The sequence below is a fragment of the Janthinobacterium sp. Bl 1 genome (assembly GCF_058215535.1).
The window spans coordinates 578,709-599,647 of sequence record NZ_CM177086.1; the positions used below are offsets into that span (position 1 = coordinate 578,709).

The 20,939-nt window shown below is 54.5% G+C and carries 16 protein-coding genes and 1 pseudogene; 11 read left to right on the forward strand and 6 right to left on the reverse strand.

Annotation, left to right across the window (positions count from 1 at the left end; translation table 11 throughout):
- Positions 1-304 precede the first annotated feature (304 nt).
- The 3 genes and pseudogenes from AC4BCN_RS02610 (at position 305) to AC4BCN_RS02620 (ending at position 3,431) form a co-directional block, all read left to right on the forward strand.
- Positions 305-1,546 (forward strand): hypothetical protein, encoded by a 1,242-nt coding sequence (locus tag AC4BCN_RS02610; protein ID WP_338680431.1) that lies wholly within the window; start codon positions 305-307, stop codon positions 1,544-1,546.
- 151 nt (positions 1,547-1,697) lie between these two features.
- Positions 1,698-2,078: pseudogene (locus AC4BCN_RS02615) on the forward strand (transposase); the annotation flags it as partial.
- Between the two features lie 615 nt (positions 2,079-2,693).
- Complete coding sequence (locus AC4BCN_RS02620; protein ID WP_338680432.1) at positions 2,694-3,431, forward strand: Arm DNA-binding domain-containing protein; 738 nt, start codon at positions 2,694-2,696, stop codon at positions 3,429-3,431.
- Here AC4BCN_RS02620 and AC4BCN_RS02625 read toward each other — a convergent pair.
- Positions 3,428-4,686, reverse strand: a protein-coding gene (locus tag AC4BCN_RS02625; protein ID WP_338679941.1) for an IS3 family transposase whose coding sequence is annotated in 2 segments (ribosomal slippage) — positions 3,428-4,347 and positions 4,347-4,686 — 1,260 coding nt in all. Because the reading frame shifts where the segments join, the coding sequence is not laid out codon by codon here. The two genes, AC4BCN_RS02620 and AC4BCN_RS02625, sit on opposite strands and share 4 nt — an antisense overlap.
- Before the next feature lie 91 nt (positions 4,687-4,777).
- Here AC4BCN_RS02625 and AC4BCN_RS02630 point away from each other — a divergent pair.
- Complete coding sequence (locus tag AC4BCN_RS02630; protein WP_338680433.1) at positions 4,778-5,401, forward strand: tyrosine-type recombinase/integrase; 624 nt, start codon at positions 4,778-4,780, stop codon at positions 5,399-5,401.
- Between the two features lie 717 nt (positions 5,402-6,118).
- Here AC4BCN_RS02630 and AC4BCN_RS02635 read toward each other — a convergent pair.
- From AC4BCN_RS02635 to AC4BCN_RS02655, 5 genes are all read right to left on the reverse strand, one after another.
- Complete coding sequence (locus AC4BCN_RS02635; protein WP_338680434.1) at positions 6,119-6,847, reverse strand: hypothetical protein; 729 nt, start codon at positions 6,845-6,847, stop codon at positions 6,119-6,121.
- 100 nt (positions 6,848-6,947) lie between these two features.
- Positions 6,948-8,123: a hypothetical protein gene (locus tag AC4BCN_RS02640; RefSeq protein ID WP_338680435.1), complete on the reverse strand. Its 1,176-nt coding sequence runs from the start codon at positions 8,121-8,123 to the stop codon at positions 6,948-6,950.
- Between the two features lie 590 nt (positions 8,124-8,713).
- Entirely contained in the window at positions 8,714-8,914 is a 201-nt protein-coding gene (locus AC4BCN_RS02645) for a hypothetical protein (RefSeq protein ID WP_338680436.1), read from the reverse strand.
- A gap of 1 nt (position 8,915) precedes the next feature.
- Entirely contained in the window at positions 8,916-9,050 is a 135-nt protein-coding gene (locus AC4BCN_RS02650; protein ID WP_425324018.1) for a KTSC domain-containing protein, read from the reverse strand.
- A gap of 397 nt (positions 9,051-9,447) precedes the next feature.
- Positions 9,448-10,192 (reverse strand): IS5 family transposase gene (locus tag AC4BCN_RS02655; RefSeq protein ID WP_338680438.1). Its coding sequence is split into 2 segments (ribosomal slippage): positions 9,448-9,861 and positions 9,863-10,192, totalling 744 coding nucleotides; the frame shifts between segments, so codons are not numbered across the junction.
- 302 nt (positions 10,193-10,494) lie between these two features.
- On the opposite strand from AC4BCN_RS02655, the gene AC4BCN_RS02660 reads away from it, so the two are divergent.
- The 7 genes from AC4BCN_RS02660 (at position 10,495) to AC4BCN_RS02690 (ending at position 20,845) form a co-directional block, all read left to right on the forward strand.
- Positions 10,495-13,944 (forward strand): DEAD/DEAH box helicase family protein, encoded by a 3,450-nt coding sequence (locus tag AC4BCN_RS02660; RefSeq protein ID WP_338680439.1) that lies wholly within the window; start codon positions 10,495-10,497, stop codon positions 13,942-13,944.
- A 30-nt stretch (positions 13,945-13,974) separates the two neighbouring features.
- Positions 13,975-15,516, forward strand: a complete 1,542-nt coding sequence (locus AC4BCN_RS02665; protein WP_338680440.1) for a type I restriction-modification system subunit M — start codon at positions 13,975-13,977, stop codon at positions 15,514-15,516.
- Positions 15,513-16,706, forward strand: coding sequence for a restriction endonuclease subunit S (locus AC4BCN_RS02670; RefSeq protein WP_338680441.1), 1,194 nt, complete (start codon positions 15,513-15,515; stop codon positions 16,704-16,706). Before AC4BCN_RS02665 ends, AC4BCN_RS02670 begins: the two co-directional genes overlap by 4 nt.
- Complete coding sequence (locus AC4BCN_RS02675) at positions 16,700-18,376, forward strand: AAA family ATPase (protein WP_338680442.1); 1,677 nt, start codon at positions 16,700-16,702, stop codon at positions 18,374-18,376. Before AC4BCN_RS02670 ends, AC4BCN_RS02675 begins: the two co-directional genes overlap by 7 nt.
- A gap of 2 nt (positions 18,377-18,378) precedes the next feature.
- Positions 18,379-19,338: a hypothetical protein gene (locus AC4BCN_RS02680; protein ID WP_338680443.1), complete on the forward strand. Its 960-nt coding sequence runs from the start codon at positions 18,379-18,381 to the stop codon at positions 19,336-19,338.
- Positions 19,339-19,425: 87 nt separating this feature from the next.
- Complete coding sequence (locus AC4BCN_RS02685; protein ID WP_338680444.1) at positions 19,426-19,737, forward strand: ATP-binding protein; 312 nt, start codon at positions 19,426-19,428, stop codon at positions 19,735-19,737.
- 199 nt (positions 19,738-19,936) lie between these two features.
- A complete protein-coding gene (locus AC4BCN_RS02690) occupies positions 19,937-20,845 on the forward strand; it encodes an HNH endonuclease (RefSeq protein WP_338680445.1) in 909 nt (302 codons plus the stop codon).
- Positions 20,846-20,939 lie beyond the last annotated feature (94 nt).

Below are 20,939 nucleotides of genomic sequence, written 5' to 3' on the forward strand. Positions count from 1 at the left end.
GGATCGTTGATCGAAAGATGGCCGACCGGCCGGAGGTATATGCTACCGGCGGACTGTATGAATTATTTTTATCGTCTCTCTAACCGCTCACCATTCGGTAAAGTACAGTAAACCATTAGAGACCGAGCAACTACACCGGTCGTACGGTACCTTGCTGGGGGTAATTTCAATCATTAACAGCTCAACTATGACGAAGACAACCATTTTTTTTTCGTGGCAATCGGACAGAGAGTCGCGAACCGGCCGAAGCCTCATCGAGAAAGCACTCGAGCGTGCCATTTCGAAAATCTCAAAAGACATAAACATGTTCGAACCTGAGCGAGATCGTCCAAGATTGGAGCTCGATCGCGACACGAGAAATGTGGCCGGATCCCCACCCATTGTGGAAACAATCCTTAGAAAGATAGATGCTGCGGCTGTCTTTGTTCCCGATCTGACCTTTGTTGGGACCAGAAGCGACAGTCGTCCAACGCCAAATCCGAACGTCTTAATCGAATACGGATGGGCTCTTAAAGCTCTCGGGCATAGCCGCATTGTTGGAGTAATGAACACCGCATATGGCGAACCAAGTGGCGAAAACATGCCTTTTGATCTACGTCACCAACGAAATCCAATTACATATTTTTGCCCGGAAGGGGCGGGTGACGATGTTAAAGCGAAAGCGCGGGACTCGCTCGCAAGGGACTTTGAGAATGCGCTTCGAACGGTGTTTAGCAGCAAGCAATACAAAGAGTTTTTGCCGGGTGAGATTCCTACGCGATTGAATCGCCTTCTTGCACAGGTTAATGCGGATCGTTATGACGCAGTTCGTCCGTCTCACGTTGCTCAGATGCTCGGTCAAGATCACACAGTAGAAGTTGAAGATTGGTTTCTTGGCAAGAAGGCTCCGACATTCACCAATCTATTGGATATTGCCGAATTATTCGGAGTTGAAGCTAAATGGTTGCAGCATGGAGATGGGCATATTTATTCAGTTGAGTTTGAAGAACTGCCGAGGAATCCGGGCGAGGCTGCAGATCTATTGTTGAATTGGAAAGATGAGGAAGACCAATTGCAAGCGCTACATTTGATTCGGGAAATGGATGACGTTGGCGGTTTGTATATTGTGAAGGAATCCAAGCGTGATCACTTTCAAATTTATCATACCCCCATTCATGTCTCAGAGGTGATTGGTGCTTCTGGCGAGGCAGATTTGATGTCGCTTTTCGTTACGTTGGAGCTCCTTTACAAACGGCGCAGTGCAGGGCGATTCGAGATTCGTATCGTCGGGCACCAATTGACGCGAGAAGATATGTCTTTATTGGTGGAAGGAAATACCAACCCAAGGTTGTTTCTCCGAAAAGGGCGATCTACGTGGTGGGAGGATATCTGGGACCGGGAAATGAACGGAAACGATTACTGGTCAGGTTATCACCCATTGCGAGATAGAATCGAACGGGCCATTGCTACGAGCACATATCTTACGAAGTGGCGAGAAAATATTCAAAGTGGGTTATTAACGGCCGCCCCACGGATGGCATCACGCAGTGTAACGTCCGTTGATTGAGCCGTGTCTGACTGCGGATCAGTTATCCTATGCCAGAGGGGATCGCCATCGCTACATATAATCTGCAATTCACATGTCCAGTGACTTCTCAGTGACGGTTTAAAAATTTCATAGCAACTTTCGGGTCAAAGCATCTTTGATGTTCTGGAGCGCACCGCTGTTGCCAAAGCAAGCGAAGACGGGAAGACCTCGCAAGACAGATTTGCGCACGGTGATCGATGCGCTGCGTTACATGGTACGGTCCGGATGTGAGCGGCGCATGCTGTTTCGTACCCTTCATGACTTGGCTCTGATGCTTGATCGCTTGTGCAATGAGCGGGAGGTATTGCCGAGTGCCGGTATTGTTGATAGCCAGAGCGTGAAGGCGCCAGAGGCACGAACGCGAGGCTATGACGCCAACAAGAAACTCAGCGGGCGCAAACGCCATATCTCAGTCGACACGGATGGCCGCTTGCTAGCGATGAACCTGACGCCAGCCGACATTGCCGACTCCACTGGTACGCAAATGGTGCTCGATGGCTGGGATCGACGGGCAAGATTAGTGCTAGTATTTTGCGTGCTTCACCCCTACGAGACCGCGCTTGGGCGAGTGAGCGAGGGCCAAGGTCTTCTGCTTGCCGTTGAATCTATAGTTCATACGCTAGCACTTCGACGTCGCTGTGACCAGCAAGCACATGCCACCCCCGTTGCTGAGTTTGTCGCCGGCGCGTGCGCCGCTGTGCTTCACCAGCCGGATGGCCGTATCGGTTAATGCGATTGCTTCGCCTCTGTTGATATGCTGATTTTCGCTAACGGCTGATACCAACATAAATCCCATCTTTTTGTTGGTATCTTATGTTATGGCATAACTTGGCGTGAAACAACAAAAAACCCGCGTCACCTAAGGCGAGCGGGCTTTGAGACTGCATGATACAGGGTAAAACATGTTCTTGGTGCCGACTGCCGGTTTCGAACTGGCCACCTGATGATTACAAATCATCGCAAGTCGGTATTCAGGAATGTTGAAGGTTGTTGAAAATTTCAAGGATATTCTTATAAATCAAAAGCTTACGTGATTTTCATTTTTATTTTATGCAGATGACTGTTGATCGTTATGCTACCATTTGGGTTACATGGCGGTTACACAGCACGTCTTTTTGAGGTAATAGTGAAAAAAATAAAGTTCGCGGCGGGTAGGGTAGAGGAGTTCGCCTGTGAGGTGGGAAAAAGTCAGTCATTCCTTTGGGATACCGCTTCACCAGGCCTCGGTTTGCGGGTGACTTCGAAGGGCGCAAAGTCCTATATTTTTCAGGGTAAGCTGGACGGCGCCACCATCCGGCTGACGATCGGTGATCCTCGTACATGGGACATTGCCAAGGCCCAGGCCGAAGCACGGCGCCTCAAGGTCCTGCTCGATAACGGGCAGGATCCACGAAAGGTGCGGGAAGATGCGCTTGCTGCAGAGCGCGACGCGCGCGCAATGCAGGAAGCTGCCGTTGTGGCTGAACAGGAAAAGCAGCTGCGGGAGTCCGTGACCCTGGGCCGCGTCTGGCCTGAATACATTGCCGATCGCATTGCCACGCGAGAAGCAGGCTGGTCAGAACATCATATTGCCGCGCATCGAAAGATCATTCAGGATGGCGGCCAGCCTCGGAAACGCAGTCCGGCGCTGACGAAAGCCGGTCCGCTCTGGTCCTTGTCCTCGCTCCGCCTCATCGATCTGACAAACGAGCGCGTTGAAGCCTGGGCGCGAGAGGAAGCAAAGACCCGTCCATCCAGCGCACGGCTGGCATGGCGACTGCTCAAGGCCTTCATGAACTGGTGCGCTTCGCACAAGACGTATTCGAGCATAGTCACTAGCAATCTGATCTTGCCCCAATATAACCAGACACAGCCAATCGTTTAGTTAGCGCCGCTTTCCTGAGCCCGGCGCGCCAGCTCCCTCCTGAACATGCGAGGCGATTTCCATTTCAGCGACGAATGCGGATGGACCTCGTTGAAGTGCATAAAGGCGTCTGGCAGTTGAGCCAGAACGATTTCTGCGCTGCTGCGGTCCATCAAGTTCACGTAGTCCCGTTTAAACGTGTTCACGAAGCTCTCGGCCATGCCGTTCGACTGCGGGCTGCATACCGGTGTATGCACCGGTTCAATCCCAAGTGCGCGCACCAGCGCGTGCGTTTCATGGGCTCGATAGGCGCCGCCGTTGTCGCTCAAGAATTCCAGCCGGGTCGAGCCGACGCTGGCCTGGCCGAATCTTGTCTCGACCGCTTCCACCAGCATGTCGCGCACGGGCTCGCCAGGCAGGCCACGTTCGGCCCACGCACGCCAGGCAATGATTTCTCGGTCACAGCAATCCTTCATGAACACACCGGTCACCACTTCGCCGTTGTCGCAGGCGATCTCGAAGCCGTCCGAGCACCAGCGCTGATTGGGTTCGTCCACCGCCACCGCGCCATTGTGCACGCGGCTGCTCACTGGGCGTTTCGGCGCCTTGGGTAGCAGCAGACTGTTCGCCTTCATCACGCGATAAAACCGCTTGTGATTGATTGCTGGCAAGCCCATCAAGGCGCGCGTGCGGTTGACCAGAGCGCCAGCCCGGCGGTAGCCATAGGTCGGCAGCGCTGTAATCTCGGCGCGCACGGCGTCGACCAGGATGGCGTCGGTAGGTTGGTGGAACGTCTGAGTGGTACGCCCGTCGATCCAGTCCGCGGGACGAACCAGCAACTGGGCTACGTGTGAGCGCGCTACGCCAAGGGCAGAGCAGACCGGCTTCACTGGTCGTCCTTGCCCGACAAGGGCGAGCGCGCAATCCACTTTTTTTCGCGAGCAAACTCGACGGCCTCCTTCAGGATTTCCGCCTCCATCGTCTTCTTGCCGAGCATGCGCTGCAACTGGGCTATCTGCGCGCGTGCAGCGGCCAGTTCGCTCGCTGGTACCACCGATTCGCCAGCAGTGACCGCCGTTAGCGCGCCTTCCCGTTCGAGCTTACGCCAGTTGAACAACTGGCTTGCACCGACGCCGTGCTTGCGAGCGACCAGCGACACGTTCATGCCTGGCTCGTAAGTCTCGCGCACCAGCGCCGCTTTTTCCTCGGCAGACCAGCGCCTGCGGCGCTCCTGGCCCACCGTCACCACCTCGATTGTTTGCTTGTTCCTAGTCATATGCACAGTCCTATTCCTATCCGTAAGAATAACGCATAGGCTGTGTCTGGTGAATCAAGGGGCTATTTCAAATCCGACAAAGAGCGCGCGAGTGCGCGAGAGCCTGGGTAAAGAGAAGCGGCGCCATGACGTTCTCCAACGCGAGATGCTGGAGTCATGGTTCAGCGCAGTGCGCAAGATCGGAAACCCGGTAATTGCCGCCTATCTGCAAGTTCTGCTGCTCACCGGCGCCAGGCGCGAGGAGCTCGCGGCACTGAAGTGGGCGGACGTGAATTTCCAGTGGGGCAGTATCAAACTGTCCGACAAGGTCGAGGATTTTCGGATGGTCCCGCTGACTCCTTTCGTTGCTCAGCTCCTGGCCAACCTGCCGCGCAGGAATGCCTTTGTTTTCTCCAGTCCAGCCTCCGCATCAGGACATATCGCAGAGCCGCGAATCGCGCATAACGAGGCCGTCGCGGTGGCAAATTTGCCGCAGCTTACCCTACATGGCCTGCGACGCTCATTTGCCACATTAAGCGAGTGGATCGAAATGCCGAATGGCATCGCCGCGCAGATTCAAGGACACGCGCCGCAAGGGGTGCGCGAGCAAAATTACATTCGCCGGCCGCTTGACCTGCTTCGTGTCTGGCACGCGAAGATTGAAGTTTGGATTCTTGAGCAGGCGTGTGTCGAGTCGGTATCTTTGCCAGCATTACTGCGCGTTGTGGGCGTTTAGTCGGGTAGTGGGTGGCGCTTGCAGCGTTGTATATGTCCGTCCAAGCATTCCTAGGTGGACGTTACGGCGAGTTGACCGTACATCCCTGTGACTGTTTTAAATTGCTACTATGGGCTTTTCCGAGGGCATGGGGGAAAATGAAGTGGTGGACTAGAAAAAGAGGTCAACTGCTTCTCACTTTGAATAAAGCCAATTTCAATTCTGTTCAGAAGTGTTCAATCGCACAAGCCACTTTTCAAAAGCCTGGCTAGTATCAGCATTTACTCCGCGTCACCGAAGCCACCAGACGCAATCCGGCTCGCGATATTCTTTTGCTGCTGCTTATGCTAGCTCTTCTCTCCACTGTTGTGATAACAGAAGCAAATACTGCTCGGCAAGAGCGCGCCACTCTATATCTCCAAGCATTTTAGGCTCCTTGGGAATGATTGCTTCTGGCCGAACCCGGCCGTTCGGACCAGCATAGTAGGTTGCCAGATGGAAAATCCAGCGTGCCCTACGACAGGCTGGATTTGCCCCAAACCAGACATAGCCTTATAGGGGTGTTCTTGTCTTTAAGAATGCTGTTATTGGGATAGTTTCTCTCAAGAATCGCTGAACCAGCTCTATCCACATTTTGATAAGCCACATTCAACCGTTTCGCTCTTGTACAAGCACAGGAAAGTCGCCTCACGCGAGAACGTCACTCGCGCTCCCTAAGTCGAAAGCTTATAACCTAATCTATGGACGGTAGTCGCGCCGGATGGAGGTTTTTTCTTGCTTTTGTGTTAAGCGCTTAGCTTCTTCGAACGACCACAATAGCCCTTCAAAACTCGTGGGAACAGCGACGATCGAAGCGGTAACTGGACTCCAAAATCCAAAGATCGCCTTGGCCTCTTCCGAGGGGGCTACCACGCCAGGGAACTGCTGCAGAATGCATTCGAAATATTCGAGCATTGCATCGGCTGGCAAACCTAGACCGTTCGCGTACAGAACATCGTGCTGTGTAAATGGCGTGAGGTCGCCGCAATTGATCTGCGCGTAGAACTGTTCGAAGTCCGCCTCGAAACTTGCGAAATCAAGTTCATGATATTGTGCACTGGCGTAGCTTCCGGGTCCCACGACATGGGCATAGGGCGCGAACCGGAGAGTTCCGTCTGACCAAGCGCCAAAGTGGCCGAAGCGCGCAAATTTTCGACATTCGGAGTCTTTCCTCAAATGCTGGTACAAGTTAGTTCTTGCCGCCTTTGCCCCCTTGGCATGTACCTCATCGAAAAAACCGTGTGCGGCGCCCTTAAATTCGATCAGAAAGTAACGACCTTCCACTCTGCCAATCATATCTCCTAAGAGATGATCCAACGGATTTTGAGCATTGCTCAGGATGGGGATAGACGGCGGTTTGCCAGCGCTCGCATCGCGATGGCCCCACAGATAATTGAACGCTCCAACCAACGCACTCTCATAAAGCATATTTTCTCCCGATGTGGTGTTTCACGGATAGCGAAAGCTGGGTGTGTAATTTTTACAAGGTTCTACAACTCGTTTAACTTCAACTCGAAGCGCCAGATGCCTACTCCAGTTCCACCTGAGGTCCGTAGCTGACTGCGTCGATGAGTTTCATCGCCTTTCGGGCTGCGGACTGGGCGGGCACTAGGTCGTCGTCGCGATGAATTCTGACCAGCATCTCTCGGTCCTCCGGATCCGACGCGGACTCAGCCAGAAGGCGAGTCCAGTAACGCTTTGCTTCTTGATTAAGTAGGCTCATAACCGCTTCGAACGCTTGCCCCACAGCCAACTCGCCCTCCGACACGCGACGAAGGACCGCCTCGGCTTCTGGTCCAGCGTCTCGAGCGGTTCCACGATTACGTTCAATGGCCGGAGCAATAGCTTCCCGACGGGCGTTGGCTTGGGCATAGGCTCTACGCACAGTGGCAACGACTGGATTATCCGGCGCTAATACTTGCGTGCGTCGCAGCGCCTCCAGCGCCTCCAGCGTTGGGGCCTGCTGTTGCCGAAGATGCCCGCCACCGCCGATAGCGAAGGCTCGGCGCAACTGAGCAACAAGCTGCCCCAAGTCATCCACCATGGAGACCAGAAACCAGAATGGACGATTGATCCGAGGTGAGGATAGCGCGGTCATAATTAATGGCCATGCGTCATGCGCCGTCAGCCTCTCGCGATTTAGCTCTTGGAAGAGTTGATTGGGTCCCAAGACCCACAAATCGAGCAGGAAGCTCTCAGGTGGCATCTCTAGATGTCCATCATTCATACGCCCATTCGCCGTGCCGACATAAGCGTCGAACTGTCCGAGTACGTCACCAAATGCTCGACGTAAGTGGTGTGGTGCTATTGGAAGCGCGTTCGCATCATTGGGCCGCACGACGACAGGTAAGCCTTGGCCACCAGCATTTAGCCGATGGAAGCGCACTGGCGCTGCGCGTTCGAGGGTCTGAAGTAAAAGGTTGATGTCATCGTTCGTTGGTGCCACTGCTGACCGGTCGAATGCGTCCAACCAATCGGGAGCTATCGCCGGGACTTCCGGAAGCACAAGAAACAAGGACCTCAGGGCGGCGCTTCGCTCCCCCAGTGTCTCAGCTTCAGTGAAACGACGTGCTAGGTCATCGACAATTACATCGGTATCAAGACGGCTCTCTGGCAGACGAGGACGTTGTTCAAGGTATGGTCGAACGCGGCTTGAAAGCGCTAACAGGTTGTAGAAGGCTAGTACCTTCTGTGCTTGCACCATGGCGACGGCACGCGATGGGCCTTGACCGGCATGTAGGCCTGCCGCACGCTCGCCAATGATGAGCGTGAAACCTTCTGTGGCTCTGTGGAGTTCTTGTCGGTGAGCAGCAGCGTCTGGAAGTCCGTAAGTCAAGAATGATGCTCGCGGAGGAGGGGCTATCAGTAGCGTTCGAAGGTCTTGAAGCACTTCGCGCGCAGACTTGAACTGGGTCCGGCTCGACATCAAAGCATCTTCGCCCAGCACTTGCACAAGGATAGCGGACATAACTTGTTCAACTGCCACCCCGATAAGCCCTACCGATGCAGCGAACTGTGCAGCACCAACACGGAGCTCCTGGCGCGCAGGCAATCCTAGCCCCACAAACGCTAGATGCAGCGCCTCTTGGCTGGCCTCGATAAGACGGACACTGCTCGTTCGGAGATATTGCGGCATCGGTGGCTTTATAGTTGTATGTTGAGTAGATAGCTTGCCCAAAGGCTGTCACTCATGAACTTCCGGTTTTGGCCGAGAGCGGCCTTGAGACCAAGGGCCTGCCACAATAAATTTTCGAACCGTTCTTCGGCAGAAGAAAACTTCTTCCGCACTGCTATTCATTTCTCGACATCCTCGTAAGACGGTTCGCCAATGGCCTGCAATTTCTCCAATGCATCATGATGAGCATCTGCCGCAGCATTTGCCTCTTCACGAGCATTGACTACAAATTCAGGTAACTGTGCCATACGATTTTCTTTTTCGATGAGTGGCGGTTTCTGGCCAACCACTGACCAGTAGAATTTTTGTGTCAAATTCAAGTTAGCATTGGTAGCGGTCTTTGATATGCAAGTTGTAGTAGCTACCCTTGGAATAGGCAGCCATAAACGCAGTATGTACATTCGGAGGTACTCTGCAAAAATCGTAACTGTGTCCTTGCTGAAATTGAATTCGCATCCGAGATGTTTGCCCGTCCTAACAAATTGCAATAATTGCACTGGAATTTACTCGAATCATTTGCACGGTAACTCTCGAGAACTCTAAGAATTCAAAAAGGACCCCACGCTTGGTTGGGAGCGGCAGCCGCTATCTAATAGCGCTTAACCATACCAAATTTTTCCAGATGGAAAACTCAAACATTGTCACACATATGCAAACGTCCGCTTCTGGCCCAAGCTGTGTAAAAACGTGAAGAAAATTCTAGAAAAAATCGGCGTCTCAGAACGGCCGCTATGCGATTTTCTTAGTAAATCGCCCGGCACCTCCATCCTGACCAGGTAGTGATTTAGAACACCTAACAAAACCTCTCAATATATCGCCAGCAGATGAGTATGCAGGCAAGCGAGAGGAATGCTTAGTGGATATCGGCTCGGCGCTCGTAGCGGATACGCAACCGGCGGAAACGGTGGAGCCAACCGAGTGTACGTTCGACCACCCAGCGCCATTTACCCAGGCGTTCGCGCGACTCGATGCCGTAGCGGGCTATACGTGGAGCGATGCCACGGCTGCGCAACCAGGCCCGATGGGCACGCGAAGCATATGCCTTGTCGGCGTGCAGTTTGGCCGGACGTTTGCGTGGCCGGCCCGCTAGCCCGGATACGGATGGGACAGTTTCGAGCAGCGGGATCAGCATCCGGGAATCATGTACCTGAGCCCCCGATATGCTCGCTACCAGAGGCAGTCCGCGTTGGTCGACGAGCAGATGGTGCTTGCATCCGAGCTTGCCGCGGTCGGTGGGATTGGGGCCGGTATGCTGTCCGCCGAGGGGGGGATGGCACGCTGGCCGAGTCGACACTGGCGCGTTCCCATTGAATCTGATCGTATTCCCGCAAGTGGTGCAGCATGGCTTCGTGGATGCGTTGCCACACACCAGCCTGTTGCCATGCATGCAGGCGCCGCCAGCAACTCATGCCGCTGCCACAGCCCAATTCACGAGGAAGATATTCCCAGGGCAAGCCTGTCTTGAGGACGAACAGGATACCGGTCAAGGCGGCGCGGTCGTCAATGCGAGGGCGTCCTCCCTTTGGGGAAGGCTGATGTACTGGCAGTAAAGGCTGGATCAGCGCCCACAGGTCATCAGGAAGAAGTGCTTTGGCCATGTGATAGGCTCCCAAAAACGATGTCAGGTGAGTTTGACCAGCTTCGGGGCCGTTTGTTTCTCTGGCGATGTTTTGTTAGGCGTTCTTAGGGAAGATCAACGAAGCGAGCATGGCTTGCAGCAATATTCTGGCGCTCTGAACCACTCAAAAGCCTAAATGCGTTGTGCTGTCAGCAAGTGAGAGACTGACCATTTGGTCATAAATATTCTTGCCAAGACGAAAAATCTCTTATTATGTAGGCCTCTAATACAAGATCCACACAAAGAGGGGGGGGCTGGCAAGGCTTTCGTACAATAGTAGGCATGAATGCCACGAAAGTTGACCAGGTGTCGATGCAAAATATTAAGTCGCTGAACTTCGAGCCCTTGCGGGCCTTGTATCCCGAGCTTGCTAATATGGGTGGCTATGCGGAGCACTATGCGCACTCAGACCCCGAAAGTGCGCTGGTCAAGCTCCGAAATTTTGCTGAGCGCCTAGTTGATTGCCTATACATCAAGTTGAAGCTCGAACGAGTGCCGCAGTCCAACTTCGTGGACTTACTGCACAATGCCAGTTTTCAAACTGTTGCTCAACCTCTCGTGCTCGACAAGTTGCACCTGTTACGGCGTCTAGGCAATCGCGGTGCCCATGGAGAAGACGTCGAGACTTCCGATGCACTTCGCTGCGTCCAAGAGGCTTGGCAACTCGCCCGCTGGTTGCACGTGACATTCCTCAACGGCAAGGTTGATGACTTTGAGGCGTTCAAGCATCCTCCGGCTGAAGGCATCGACAGCAAGGCAGAATTCAAACGCAAGGCCAAGGCTTTAGCTGAAGAGAATAGTCTCAAGGAGGAACGCCTTAAAATTGCGCTGCAAGAACTCGCCGAACTAAGGGCTGCCGACCGGGCAACAGCACCTGCTGTAGCCGCGTTTACGCCTTCATCGGCTCAGGCTTTAGTACGAGTTGCCAAATCCTCGGCGGCTACAGCCAACCAGCTTCGCTTCACAGAAGACAATACCCGCAAGTGGCTGATCGACCGCGACCTGCGCATGGCTGGGTGGGATGTACCCAAGGGCACCGCCAGCAATCATTTAGTTGGCCAAGAAGTTGAGGTTCTGCATCAATCTACCACGACGGGCAAAGGTTACTGCGATTATGTCCTGTGGGATGACAATGGCAAACCTCTGGCTGTTGTCGAGGCCAAGAAGACATTAGTCGATGCTCGCGCTGGACAGGAGCAGGCCAAGCAGTACGCCGATGCCTTGGAGAAGCATCATGGCCAGCGGCCGATGATTTTCTTCACCAATGGGCACGATATCTGGGTCTGGGACGATGCTGGCGGCTATCCTCCCCGCACGGTCTATGGCTTCTATTCCAAAGACACGCTGCAATACCGCGTCGCCTTCCAGCGGCGCGAGAAGCTCGATTTGTTGAAGGACGTCAGGCCCGATGCCAACATCGCTGGCTACCTGCACCAGACTGAAAGCATCACCCGTGTCGCCGAGCGATTCACACAGCGCCACCGTCGCGCCCTGGTCGTGCAAGCTACGGGCACTGGTAAGACACGCGTCGCCATCTCGCTGGCCAAGCTGTTGATTGACGCGCGCTGGGTAAAACGCGTGCTTTTTCTTTGCGATCGTAAGGAACTGCGCAAGCAGGCCAAAAATGCCTTCAATGACTTCATTCGTGAGCCGATCTACGTCATCGGCCAGGCCAACGATGTGGGTAAGATGGATGCGCGCATCTATATCGGCATTTACCAAGGGCTGATCAACGACTACGAGTCCTTCGACGTCGGCTTTTTCGATCTTGTCATTGCCGATGAATCGCATCGTTCGATCTACAACCTCTACGGTGACCTTTTCAAATATTTTGACGCCCTTCAGGTCGGACTGACCGCCACGCCTGTGGAGATGGTTAGCCGTAGTACCTGCCAGCTTTTTGGGTGCGACTACAAGCTGCCTACAGCCAACTACCCGCTGGAGCAAGCCATTGCCGATCGTAAGCTCGTGCCCTTCCGTGTGGTCGCCCACACAACCAAATTCCTGCGCGATGGCATCAAGGCAGCGCACCTGACGAATGAGCAGATTGCGCAATTGGAAGACCAAGGCATCGATCCCAATACCCTGGACTTCGACGCCAAGGAGATTGATGACGCCGTTTTCAACAAAGACACCAATCGCGTCATCCTTCGCAATCTGATGGATAATGGCATTCGCGATGTTGATGGCCAGCTCCCTGGTAAGACCATCGTCTTCGCGCGTAATATTGACCATGCCCGCCTGCTGGCCGAGCTCTTTAATGAAATGTACCCGCAGTTCGCCGGCAAGTTCTGCCGCGTGATTCACTCCAAAGAGCTGCGCGCTGAAGAGTTGATCGACCAGTTCAAGGAACCCAACGGCGAGTTGCGCGTTGCCGTCTCGGTGGACATGTTGGACACCGGCATCGACGTACCCGAGGTGGTCAACCTTGTTTTTGCCAAGCCAGTCAAGAGCAAGGTGAAGTTCTGGCAGATGATCGGCCGCGGCACGCGTTTATGCAAAGATCTTTTCGGTCATGGCGTAGACAAAAGCGAGTTCCTGATCTTCGACCACTGGGATAATTTCGCCTTCCACGACCTGAACGCCGAAGAGGTCGAACCCACGGTTCCAAAGCCACTAACGCAGCGCCGCTACGAGGCCCGCATCGAGCTCGCGGCCCTGGCGCTGGCGCGCTCCGATATCCCAGCCTTTGATGTCCTAGCGCTGCAGATCCAGCAAGACGCCGTCGCGCTGCCTGATGGCGGCATCTCAGTGCGCGAGAACTGGCAAGCCGTGAACCAGGCGCGCGATGCCAAGTTGGTCCACCAGTTCGCCCCTATCACACGCCAAGTGCTGACCGACACCGTCGCGCCACTTATGGGCGCTCTGGATGTGCGTGGCCAGGGTGATGCACTGCGCTGGGACCTGTTGTTCGTAAAGGCCGAAGCCTCTGCCATCGCAGAACCCGGCCAGCCCAATGCTCACCGAGAAGCTATCCTGGAATGGGTTGGCCGCCTGCCCCCGCATCTCAACCCGGTCCGCGCCAAGGCCAAAGAGCTGCAAGCCCTGCGCACCGACGCCTTCTGGCAAGCCCCCAGCTTTGCCCAGCTTGATGCTATGCGTACCGCCTTGCGCGACGTGATGGCGCTAGCCGATCGCCCCGCGTTCCCCCCCCCCATGCCCAAACCTCATTTGGACATTCGCGAGGACGAAGCAGAATACCAAATTCATGTACGGCCGAGCAAGATCAAGTCGGTCGACTTCAGCATCTACCGTAAAGCCGTACAGTCCGCTCTAGAGCCGCTGTTCGAAACTGATCCGGTCTTGTTCAAGCTGCGCCGTGGCGAGCGCATCACGCCTGAAGAACTGGACAAGCTCAACAGCCTGTTGCACACCCGCAACCCCGATGTCGATCTTTCCACCCTGCGTGAGTTTTACCCTGACACTGCCGTGCAGCTGACGCAAATACTGCGCGGCATCGTCGGCCTGGATCACGCGGCCGTGGATGTACAGTTCTCGGCCTTCGCACAAGCCCATGCACTCAACAGTCAACAGCTGCGCTTTCTCGCCCTGCTGAAGGACCACATCCGCCAGTTCGGCGCCATTGCAGTCGGGCAGTTATTCGACGCACCGTTCAACACGGTCCACGCCGAAGGCTTAGGTGGCGTCTTCCCCAACCCCATGCAGCTTGATGAAGTGGTGCGTCTGGTACGCGCCTTCGGCGAGCCGCTTCACCCCCTTGCTGCGCACTAACACCACAACAAACTTGAAGAAAGCACGTATATGATCACTGGCGCACTACGAAGCCGCATCGACAGCCTCTGGACCGATTTCTGGACCGGCGGCATCACCAACCCGCTCACCGTCATCGAGCAGATCACCTTCCTGATGTACAGCCGCCTGCTGGACATGCAGGAGCGCACCCAAGAGAAGCGCGCCGCCGTTACTGGCAAACGAGAACCCAGTTTGTTCGGCGATGCAGATCAAGACTGCCGCTGGGAAACCTGGCGCCACTACGGTGGCCCCGAAATGCTGCCGCATGTACGTGACCGTGTGTTCCCCCACTTCCGCCGCTTGGCTGAGCGCAGCAGTGGTGATGCTAGTCACTTCGCCGCCTTCATGAAAGATGCCCAGCTGATGATTCAAAAGGAATCGCTGCTGGTGAAGGCCGTCAACGCCGTGCACGAACTGCCGCTAGAAAAAGGCGACACTAAAGGCGACCTCTACGAGTACCTGCTCAGCAAGCTCACCACTGCCGGCATCAACGGCCAGTTCCGCACACCGCGCCACATCATCCGAATGATCGTGGAGCTGATGCAGCCGCAGCCTACCGATCGCGTCTGCGACCCGTCCTGCGGTACTGCCGGCTTCTTGATCGAGTCTTACGACTACCTCTTGCGCCACCACAGCAGCGTAGCCGGCACGCATAAGGAAGTGATTGACGGCGAGGAACACATTAGCTACAGCGGCGATCTTCTCGGCGAGCACCGCATGCATGTCGACACCGACATGTTCCATGCCTACGACTTCGACGCAACCATGTTGCGCATTGCCACCATGAACATGGTTATGCATGGCGTGAAGCAGCCTGATGTGCATTACCAGGACACGTTGAGCCAAAGCTTTGAAGAGCGCCACCCCAAGGGCTCTAAGAACGCATTCGACCTCATCCTGGCCAACCCACCGTTCAAGGGGAGCCTGGACGAGCAAGACGTCGCTCCGGACATCCTGCGCACTGTCAAGACCAAGAAGACAGAGCTGCTCTTCATTGGTTTGATTCTGCGCATGCTTAAAGTGGGTGGCCGTAGCGCTACCATCGTGCCAGATGGCGTACTTTTTGGTTCTAGCAAGGCCCATGTGCAACTGCGCCAGCACCTGATCGAGAACAACCAGCTCGAGGCCGTGATTTCGCTGCCATCCGGCGTGTTCAAGCCATACGCCGGCGTGTCTACGGCCATCATCATCTTTGCCAAGGGCGGCAAGACTGAGAACGTCTTCTTTTACGACTTGCAGTCCGATGGTTTCACTCTGGATGACAAGCGAACCAAGATTGGCGACGGCAAGGGAGACATGCCGGATGTGCAGGCCAAGTACATGCAGTGGTGCGAAGGTCATGGCGATTTCAGTGATCGGACGGCGAAGGCGTTTGAGGTTGCAGCTGATGACATTCGTGCACAGAGCTATGATATGTCAATCAACCGATATCGCCAACAGACGCACATTGCTGACAAGAACATAGATCCGCACGAAGTTCTTGCGCAAATGAAGGCACTTGAGAAGGAAATTCAGAACGAACTTATCGAGCTTGAGGAGTTGCTGGGATGACCGGCGGGCTTCAAATCATCGGGCTTGATGAGGTCATCGCGAAGCGAAACGGCTCCGTTGATCCAGCGAAGTTTCCTAGCGAAGTTTTTGAGCTGCTCAGCATTCCAGCCTTCGATTCAGGACTGCCGCAAATCACAGTCGGTGCTGAAATTCGCTCAACTAAGCAAGTCGTGCAAGAAGGCGATGTATTGCTATCAAAGATCGTTCCCCACATTCGACGGGCCTGGGTCGTTAAACCGACGACCAACCACCGATTGATCGCCTCGGGTGAATGGATCGTGTTTCGCGATTCACGCTTTGAGCCCGGCTATCTCCGGCACTTACTGACTGCTGACAGGTTCCATCGGCAGTTTATGCAAACTGTCTCCGGCATCGGTGGGTCACTCCTGCGCGCAAGACCAGCCGAGGTGGCAAAAATCAAGGTGGTTTTGCCGCCGAAGAAAGACCAGCGACGCATCGCTGCCATCCTCGACAAGGCCGACAGTCTGCGCCGCAAACGCCAGGATGCCATCCGCCTCGCCGACGAGTTCCTTCGGGCAGTATTCATCGACATGTTTGGCGACCCGGAGACAAACCCGAAGTCGTTCGATAAGGGCACGATTCGTGATTTGGTAAGTTCAGCGAACTATGGGACTTCTGAGAAGGCGAGTGAACAAATAGGGCAGTTCCCTATCCTTCGGATGAACAACATTACTTACAAGGGCGGCTGGGATTTTTCGTCGCTTAAGTATGTAGATCTTGATGAGGCGTCTGCCCACAAGTATCTGGCACAGAAAGGCGACCTATTGTTCAATCGGACCAACAGCAAGGAGTTGGTCGGCAAGACTGCCGTCTACATGCGAGACGAGCCCATGGCAATTGCAGGCTACTTGGTTCGCGTACGTATGAACGAGCACGGCAACTCGCACTATGTTTCCGGATACCTGAATTCCAAGCACGGGAAGCGAACCCTAGAAGCGCGAGCAAAGAGTATTGTCGGGATGGCGAACATCAACGCTCAGGAGATGCAAGATATCCCATTGCTGTTGCCACCGATCGACCTGCAAGACAAGTACGCCGGCATTGTCGATGCCGTGCAGAAGCGCTTGAAAAAACACCATGCCTTCGGTCGTGAGGCAGACGCTATTAATGCAGCACTTAGCGAAAAATTCTTTGGCTACATCGGCGAAAAGGTGGAGGAACTATGCTGAGCGGTTTGAAAATTCAGAACTTCAAGGGCATTAAGGGGCCAATAGAGATCCCTATAAAACCAGTCACTTTACTCTACGGTGTCAACAGTGCCGGCAAGAGTTCGGTTCTGCATTCCATGCACTTCATACGTGGACTGTTGGAGGACTACGATTTGGATCCTACCGGATCGCCGTATGCGACAGATGACATCGATTTGGGCGGATTCCTGAATTTGCTCTACAAGCATGCTGTCGGGAGCCGTATGGTGTTGGGATACAGCTTGAATCTCAGCAGCATTGACTTGCCTGAGTATGGGGCAACGTCTTCGATTTCCATCAGCGACAAGGTCCAGGACGCCTATGTCGAGTTTGGGTTAAGCGCAGACGACCAAGATCATTCGCCCAAGCTTGACTATTACCTCGTTTCACTGAACGGGGCCGATGTTGCTTTGGTGATGCCAGACGCCGTGCAGGCAGCTGCGGGAAAGAAGAGGCTTGCATACATCAACGTTCGCCACCCCCTGCTCGAGTCCGCCGCAAAAAGCGATGAGGATGACAAGGCGGCGCCGGTTGAGGATTTGGAACTACGCAAGTTGATCCCGAGGACCGAGGACGACGATGATCTTGACGCTGAGCTTGCAGGCGCTAGCCTGGAGGAAATCGAGTCACGTCGCGAGGAGAGAAAGCGGGACTTAAACGATGAGTACGAATTCCATTCTAAGCATCGTGATCTGCTGAAGTATCCGGTGACTGGCTTTCGCAACGGCCTGCCGCGCTGGGGGAAAGTCGTTTCATCTTCCGTGTTCGATTCACTCCCTGGCGACGAATTCGAGGACGATGCGGAAAAGATTGATCTCGTCGAATTCACTTCTGGCGTTTTGACTGAACTCATCGTTGGTCCTCTTGAGGTACTGCGCGACCTTCTTATCGATTCTAGAGCGGTTGGTCCGTTGAGAGCAATACCCGAGCGGCGCCTGAATCTCGATAACGTCGCGAACGAGGCGGATTGGTATGGGGGACTGGCTGCTTGGTCGCGCCTTCACGAGTGTTCGCCAGCGCAACTCGCTGAAGTGAGCACGTGGCTCTACGATTCTGATCGGCTGGGAACGGGATATAGCCTGGAGCGGGAGGAGTTTAGGGAAGTGCCGCTGCATTACCTGGAGGCGGTACGCGCGGGTGCTAGTAACATGATCGATCTGAATTGGGCTTCGGTCGATGCGCTCCCGATCACGCACCGGGTATGGCTCGTCGACAGTAAAAATCATGTGAGGGTGACGCCGCACGACGTAGGGGTCGGGCTCTCGCAATTGATTCCCGTAGTCACTGCCTCTGTAGATTCGTACAGAACCTTGCTGCTGATCGAGCAGCCAGAGTTGCATATTCATCCTCGCGTACAAGTCGGCCTTGGAGACCTGTATTTGCAATCAGCAGCCAAGTTCGGCCGCAACTTCTTGATCGAGACGCACAGCGAGGCATTGCTCCTTCGAATGATGAAGCGCATACGCCAAACCCATGATGGCGAACTGCCGGAGGGTGTGCCGCCGGCTAGCAGGGACGACATTGCCGTATACCTGATTCAAAACGAAGGAAAAGGCGTTGCGGTCATGCAAATGCGCATCAACCACCGAGGTGAATTTGTGAAACCCTGGCCAAAGGGCTTGTTTGAAGAATCACTGCGGGAGACCCTCTGACCATGCTGCATGAGTTCGCCGTAAGCCCCGATATCTTTTTGGCGTCTGCCTTCGACGTCAAGACCGATCTGGGCGAGTTCATTCCCGCAGAAACCCATGGACATCTCGCGCTGACGTCGCTATTGAAGGGCATCGAACGCTTTGGCGTGATCCGCAATCTTTCGGGTGGTATGTGGTGGGGTGTCTTGGATGGCCGCGAGGACGGTCTGCATCCTAGGTCACGCGAGGTGCTGAAAAAACTCAAGTCAAACGGGAGAGTCGTGCATGCGCCAGCCCGAATGGCAGGTTCGCCTGCGGCTGAGAAAGAATGGTTGGCCGAGGCGGTGGCGTCCCATGGCGCGGAGCCGAAAATTACCCAGTTTTTCGGGACAGACGAATTTTGTGCATCGTTGAATGCGGCAGATCACAAAAACTTGCCAGCTGGCATCTCAAAGATACCGTATTGCTTGCCATTCTCAGGTGGTGGTTGCTCGATAAAGGTAAAGCGGGACATTGATGCTTACATTGAGGTCTTGCGACCTCTGATCAAGTACAGCCGTTCACTGATGTTCATCGATCCTTATCTTGACCTGGCGGCACCGAACTACAAAGATTTCGTGACCCTGCTCGAAACAATTGCTGCGATCAACCCAGATGCTGAGGTTGAGTTACATCGGCAAATAAAGCCTGCGCCTCGAGAACCGATGCGGACGGCCAGCGACTGGAAGCAAAGCTTCCATCAAGTCATTGCCGCCAATGCCGCCCTGAATAAGCTGAGCATAAGCGTGTTCGTTTGGGACGAGTTCCATGATCGCTACCTCGTCTCGAACCTGATGGGAATTTCCGTGCCATACGGCTTTGACACCACAAGCAAAGATGAGGCAACGCGGTGGTCGATGCTGTCCACGCAGGATGCGAATGATGTTCGTGAGGAGTTCACTGAGGGAGATCCGCACGACAGGCGAAAGCTTCAGCGGACTTGAGCGGTTGGGTATTATTCTTCACCGGCTATCCTCTGGAAAAGTGTATCGCTACGGGTTCCGGGCAACGAGTAATTGAGGGGCAAGACTATGGCAGCAAAGACAGCACGCTTTCAAGTCGACTCAAGGTTGGTGCGCCTGCTGAGCCAGGAATATCCGTCAACGGAGAAGGCGTTCAAGGAACTCGTCGACAACGTTTGGGATGCGGACGCCGAGAACGTCCACATCTCGCTTCCAGCGCCGATGTCCGATGCGCCCATCGTCATCTCAGACGATGGGACCGGGATGACAACGGCAGAGCTTGAATCTGCACGGGACCGTCGAGACCATCGCGGCGAGAGGACGGCCAGTAAACAACGGCTGGTCAAGGGCGAAAGGGCATTTGCAAGTTTGCCGGCCTAATGGCAGCAGCCGAGATGACACTCGAAACGCCTCGCGAGGAACGCTCAGCTGGTTCCCGAGCCTGAAGCGATGTGCCTCAGTATATAGCTAGGTCTCTCTTGCACTATATTGAAATAAAATTCCCACTTCTAAACGCAGGCCAAGTGATGACTAACCAGCTCTTCATTAGCGGACGCCAGCTATCCAGCAGCGAGTGCTTATGACTCCCCTGTACGTGCAAGAACAATTGGTAGCCCCGGAACGGTTTTGGTTTGCCAATACCGATATGGGAAGTTTTTATAAGGTTCAACGTACGCCAAGCGACAACTCCGCATTCGCGCATTGGCTTATGGCTGGGAGGTTATTCGTGACACCTAAGCCAAGCATCCCTAGCCAATATAACAAGGCTTTGATAGACATGCGGCCCGGAGATCCTGTATTCGCTTACGAAGATCGTGTTGGTTTCGTTGCCATCGGTTGGGTCGGAGAACCGAAAGACCTGACCGATACCGTAGGCGGAACCCAGCTTTATCCTAATCCTACTGAACGGGTGCGCTCTGTTGCGGTGGAGTGGGATACCTCCGTTACTCGTGATTATCATGACGTGGCCAAATTAACTCGTGTTGGCGGTCATGGTTTGCAGCAATGCAATGCGGGTACACGGCTGCACACCTACGTATTAGACATGCTCAGAGAATTGCATGGCATGCACCGGGCCGATCCCGACATCAGCGAAGCGATTGCACTTTCCAGGATTCAGATTAACTCAATATATGGGCGCACGACGCGTGCTCAAATCATTAATGCACGGGTCGGACAAGGGATTTTTCGGACCTCTGTTCTAGCGCGCGAACCGGTGTGTCGCATGACTGGCATTGCCGCTCCTTCCTGTCTTGTTGCAAGCCACATTAAGCCTTGGGCGGCATGCGTGGATGGAGAGCATCTCGACAGTGCGAATGGCCTTATGCTCGCGCCGCATGTCGATCATCTTTTCGACACCGGTCGCATCAGCTTCACTGACGACGGCCAAATAATGGTTGCACCTTCGCTGGACCGCCAGATCCTACATGCGTGGCACCTCAAAATGCCAATGTCGGTCTGTTTGACACTGATCAGGCGTGCTACCTAGCTTACCATCGTCGCTACGTGTTCGGACGCTCGCGCCAGCGTAGCAGGCGTAATTTGGTTGGAGAGGTGCCCATTGAGGTCCTTGCTGTGTAAGC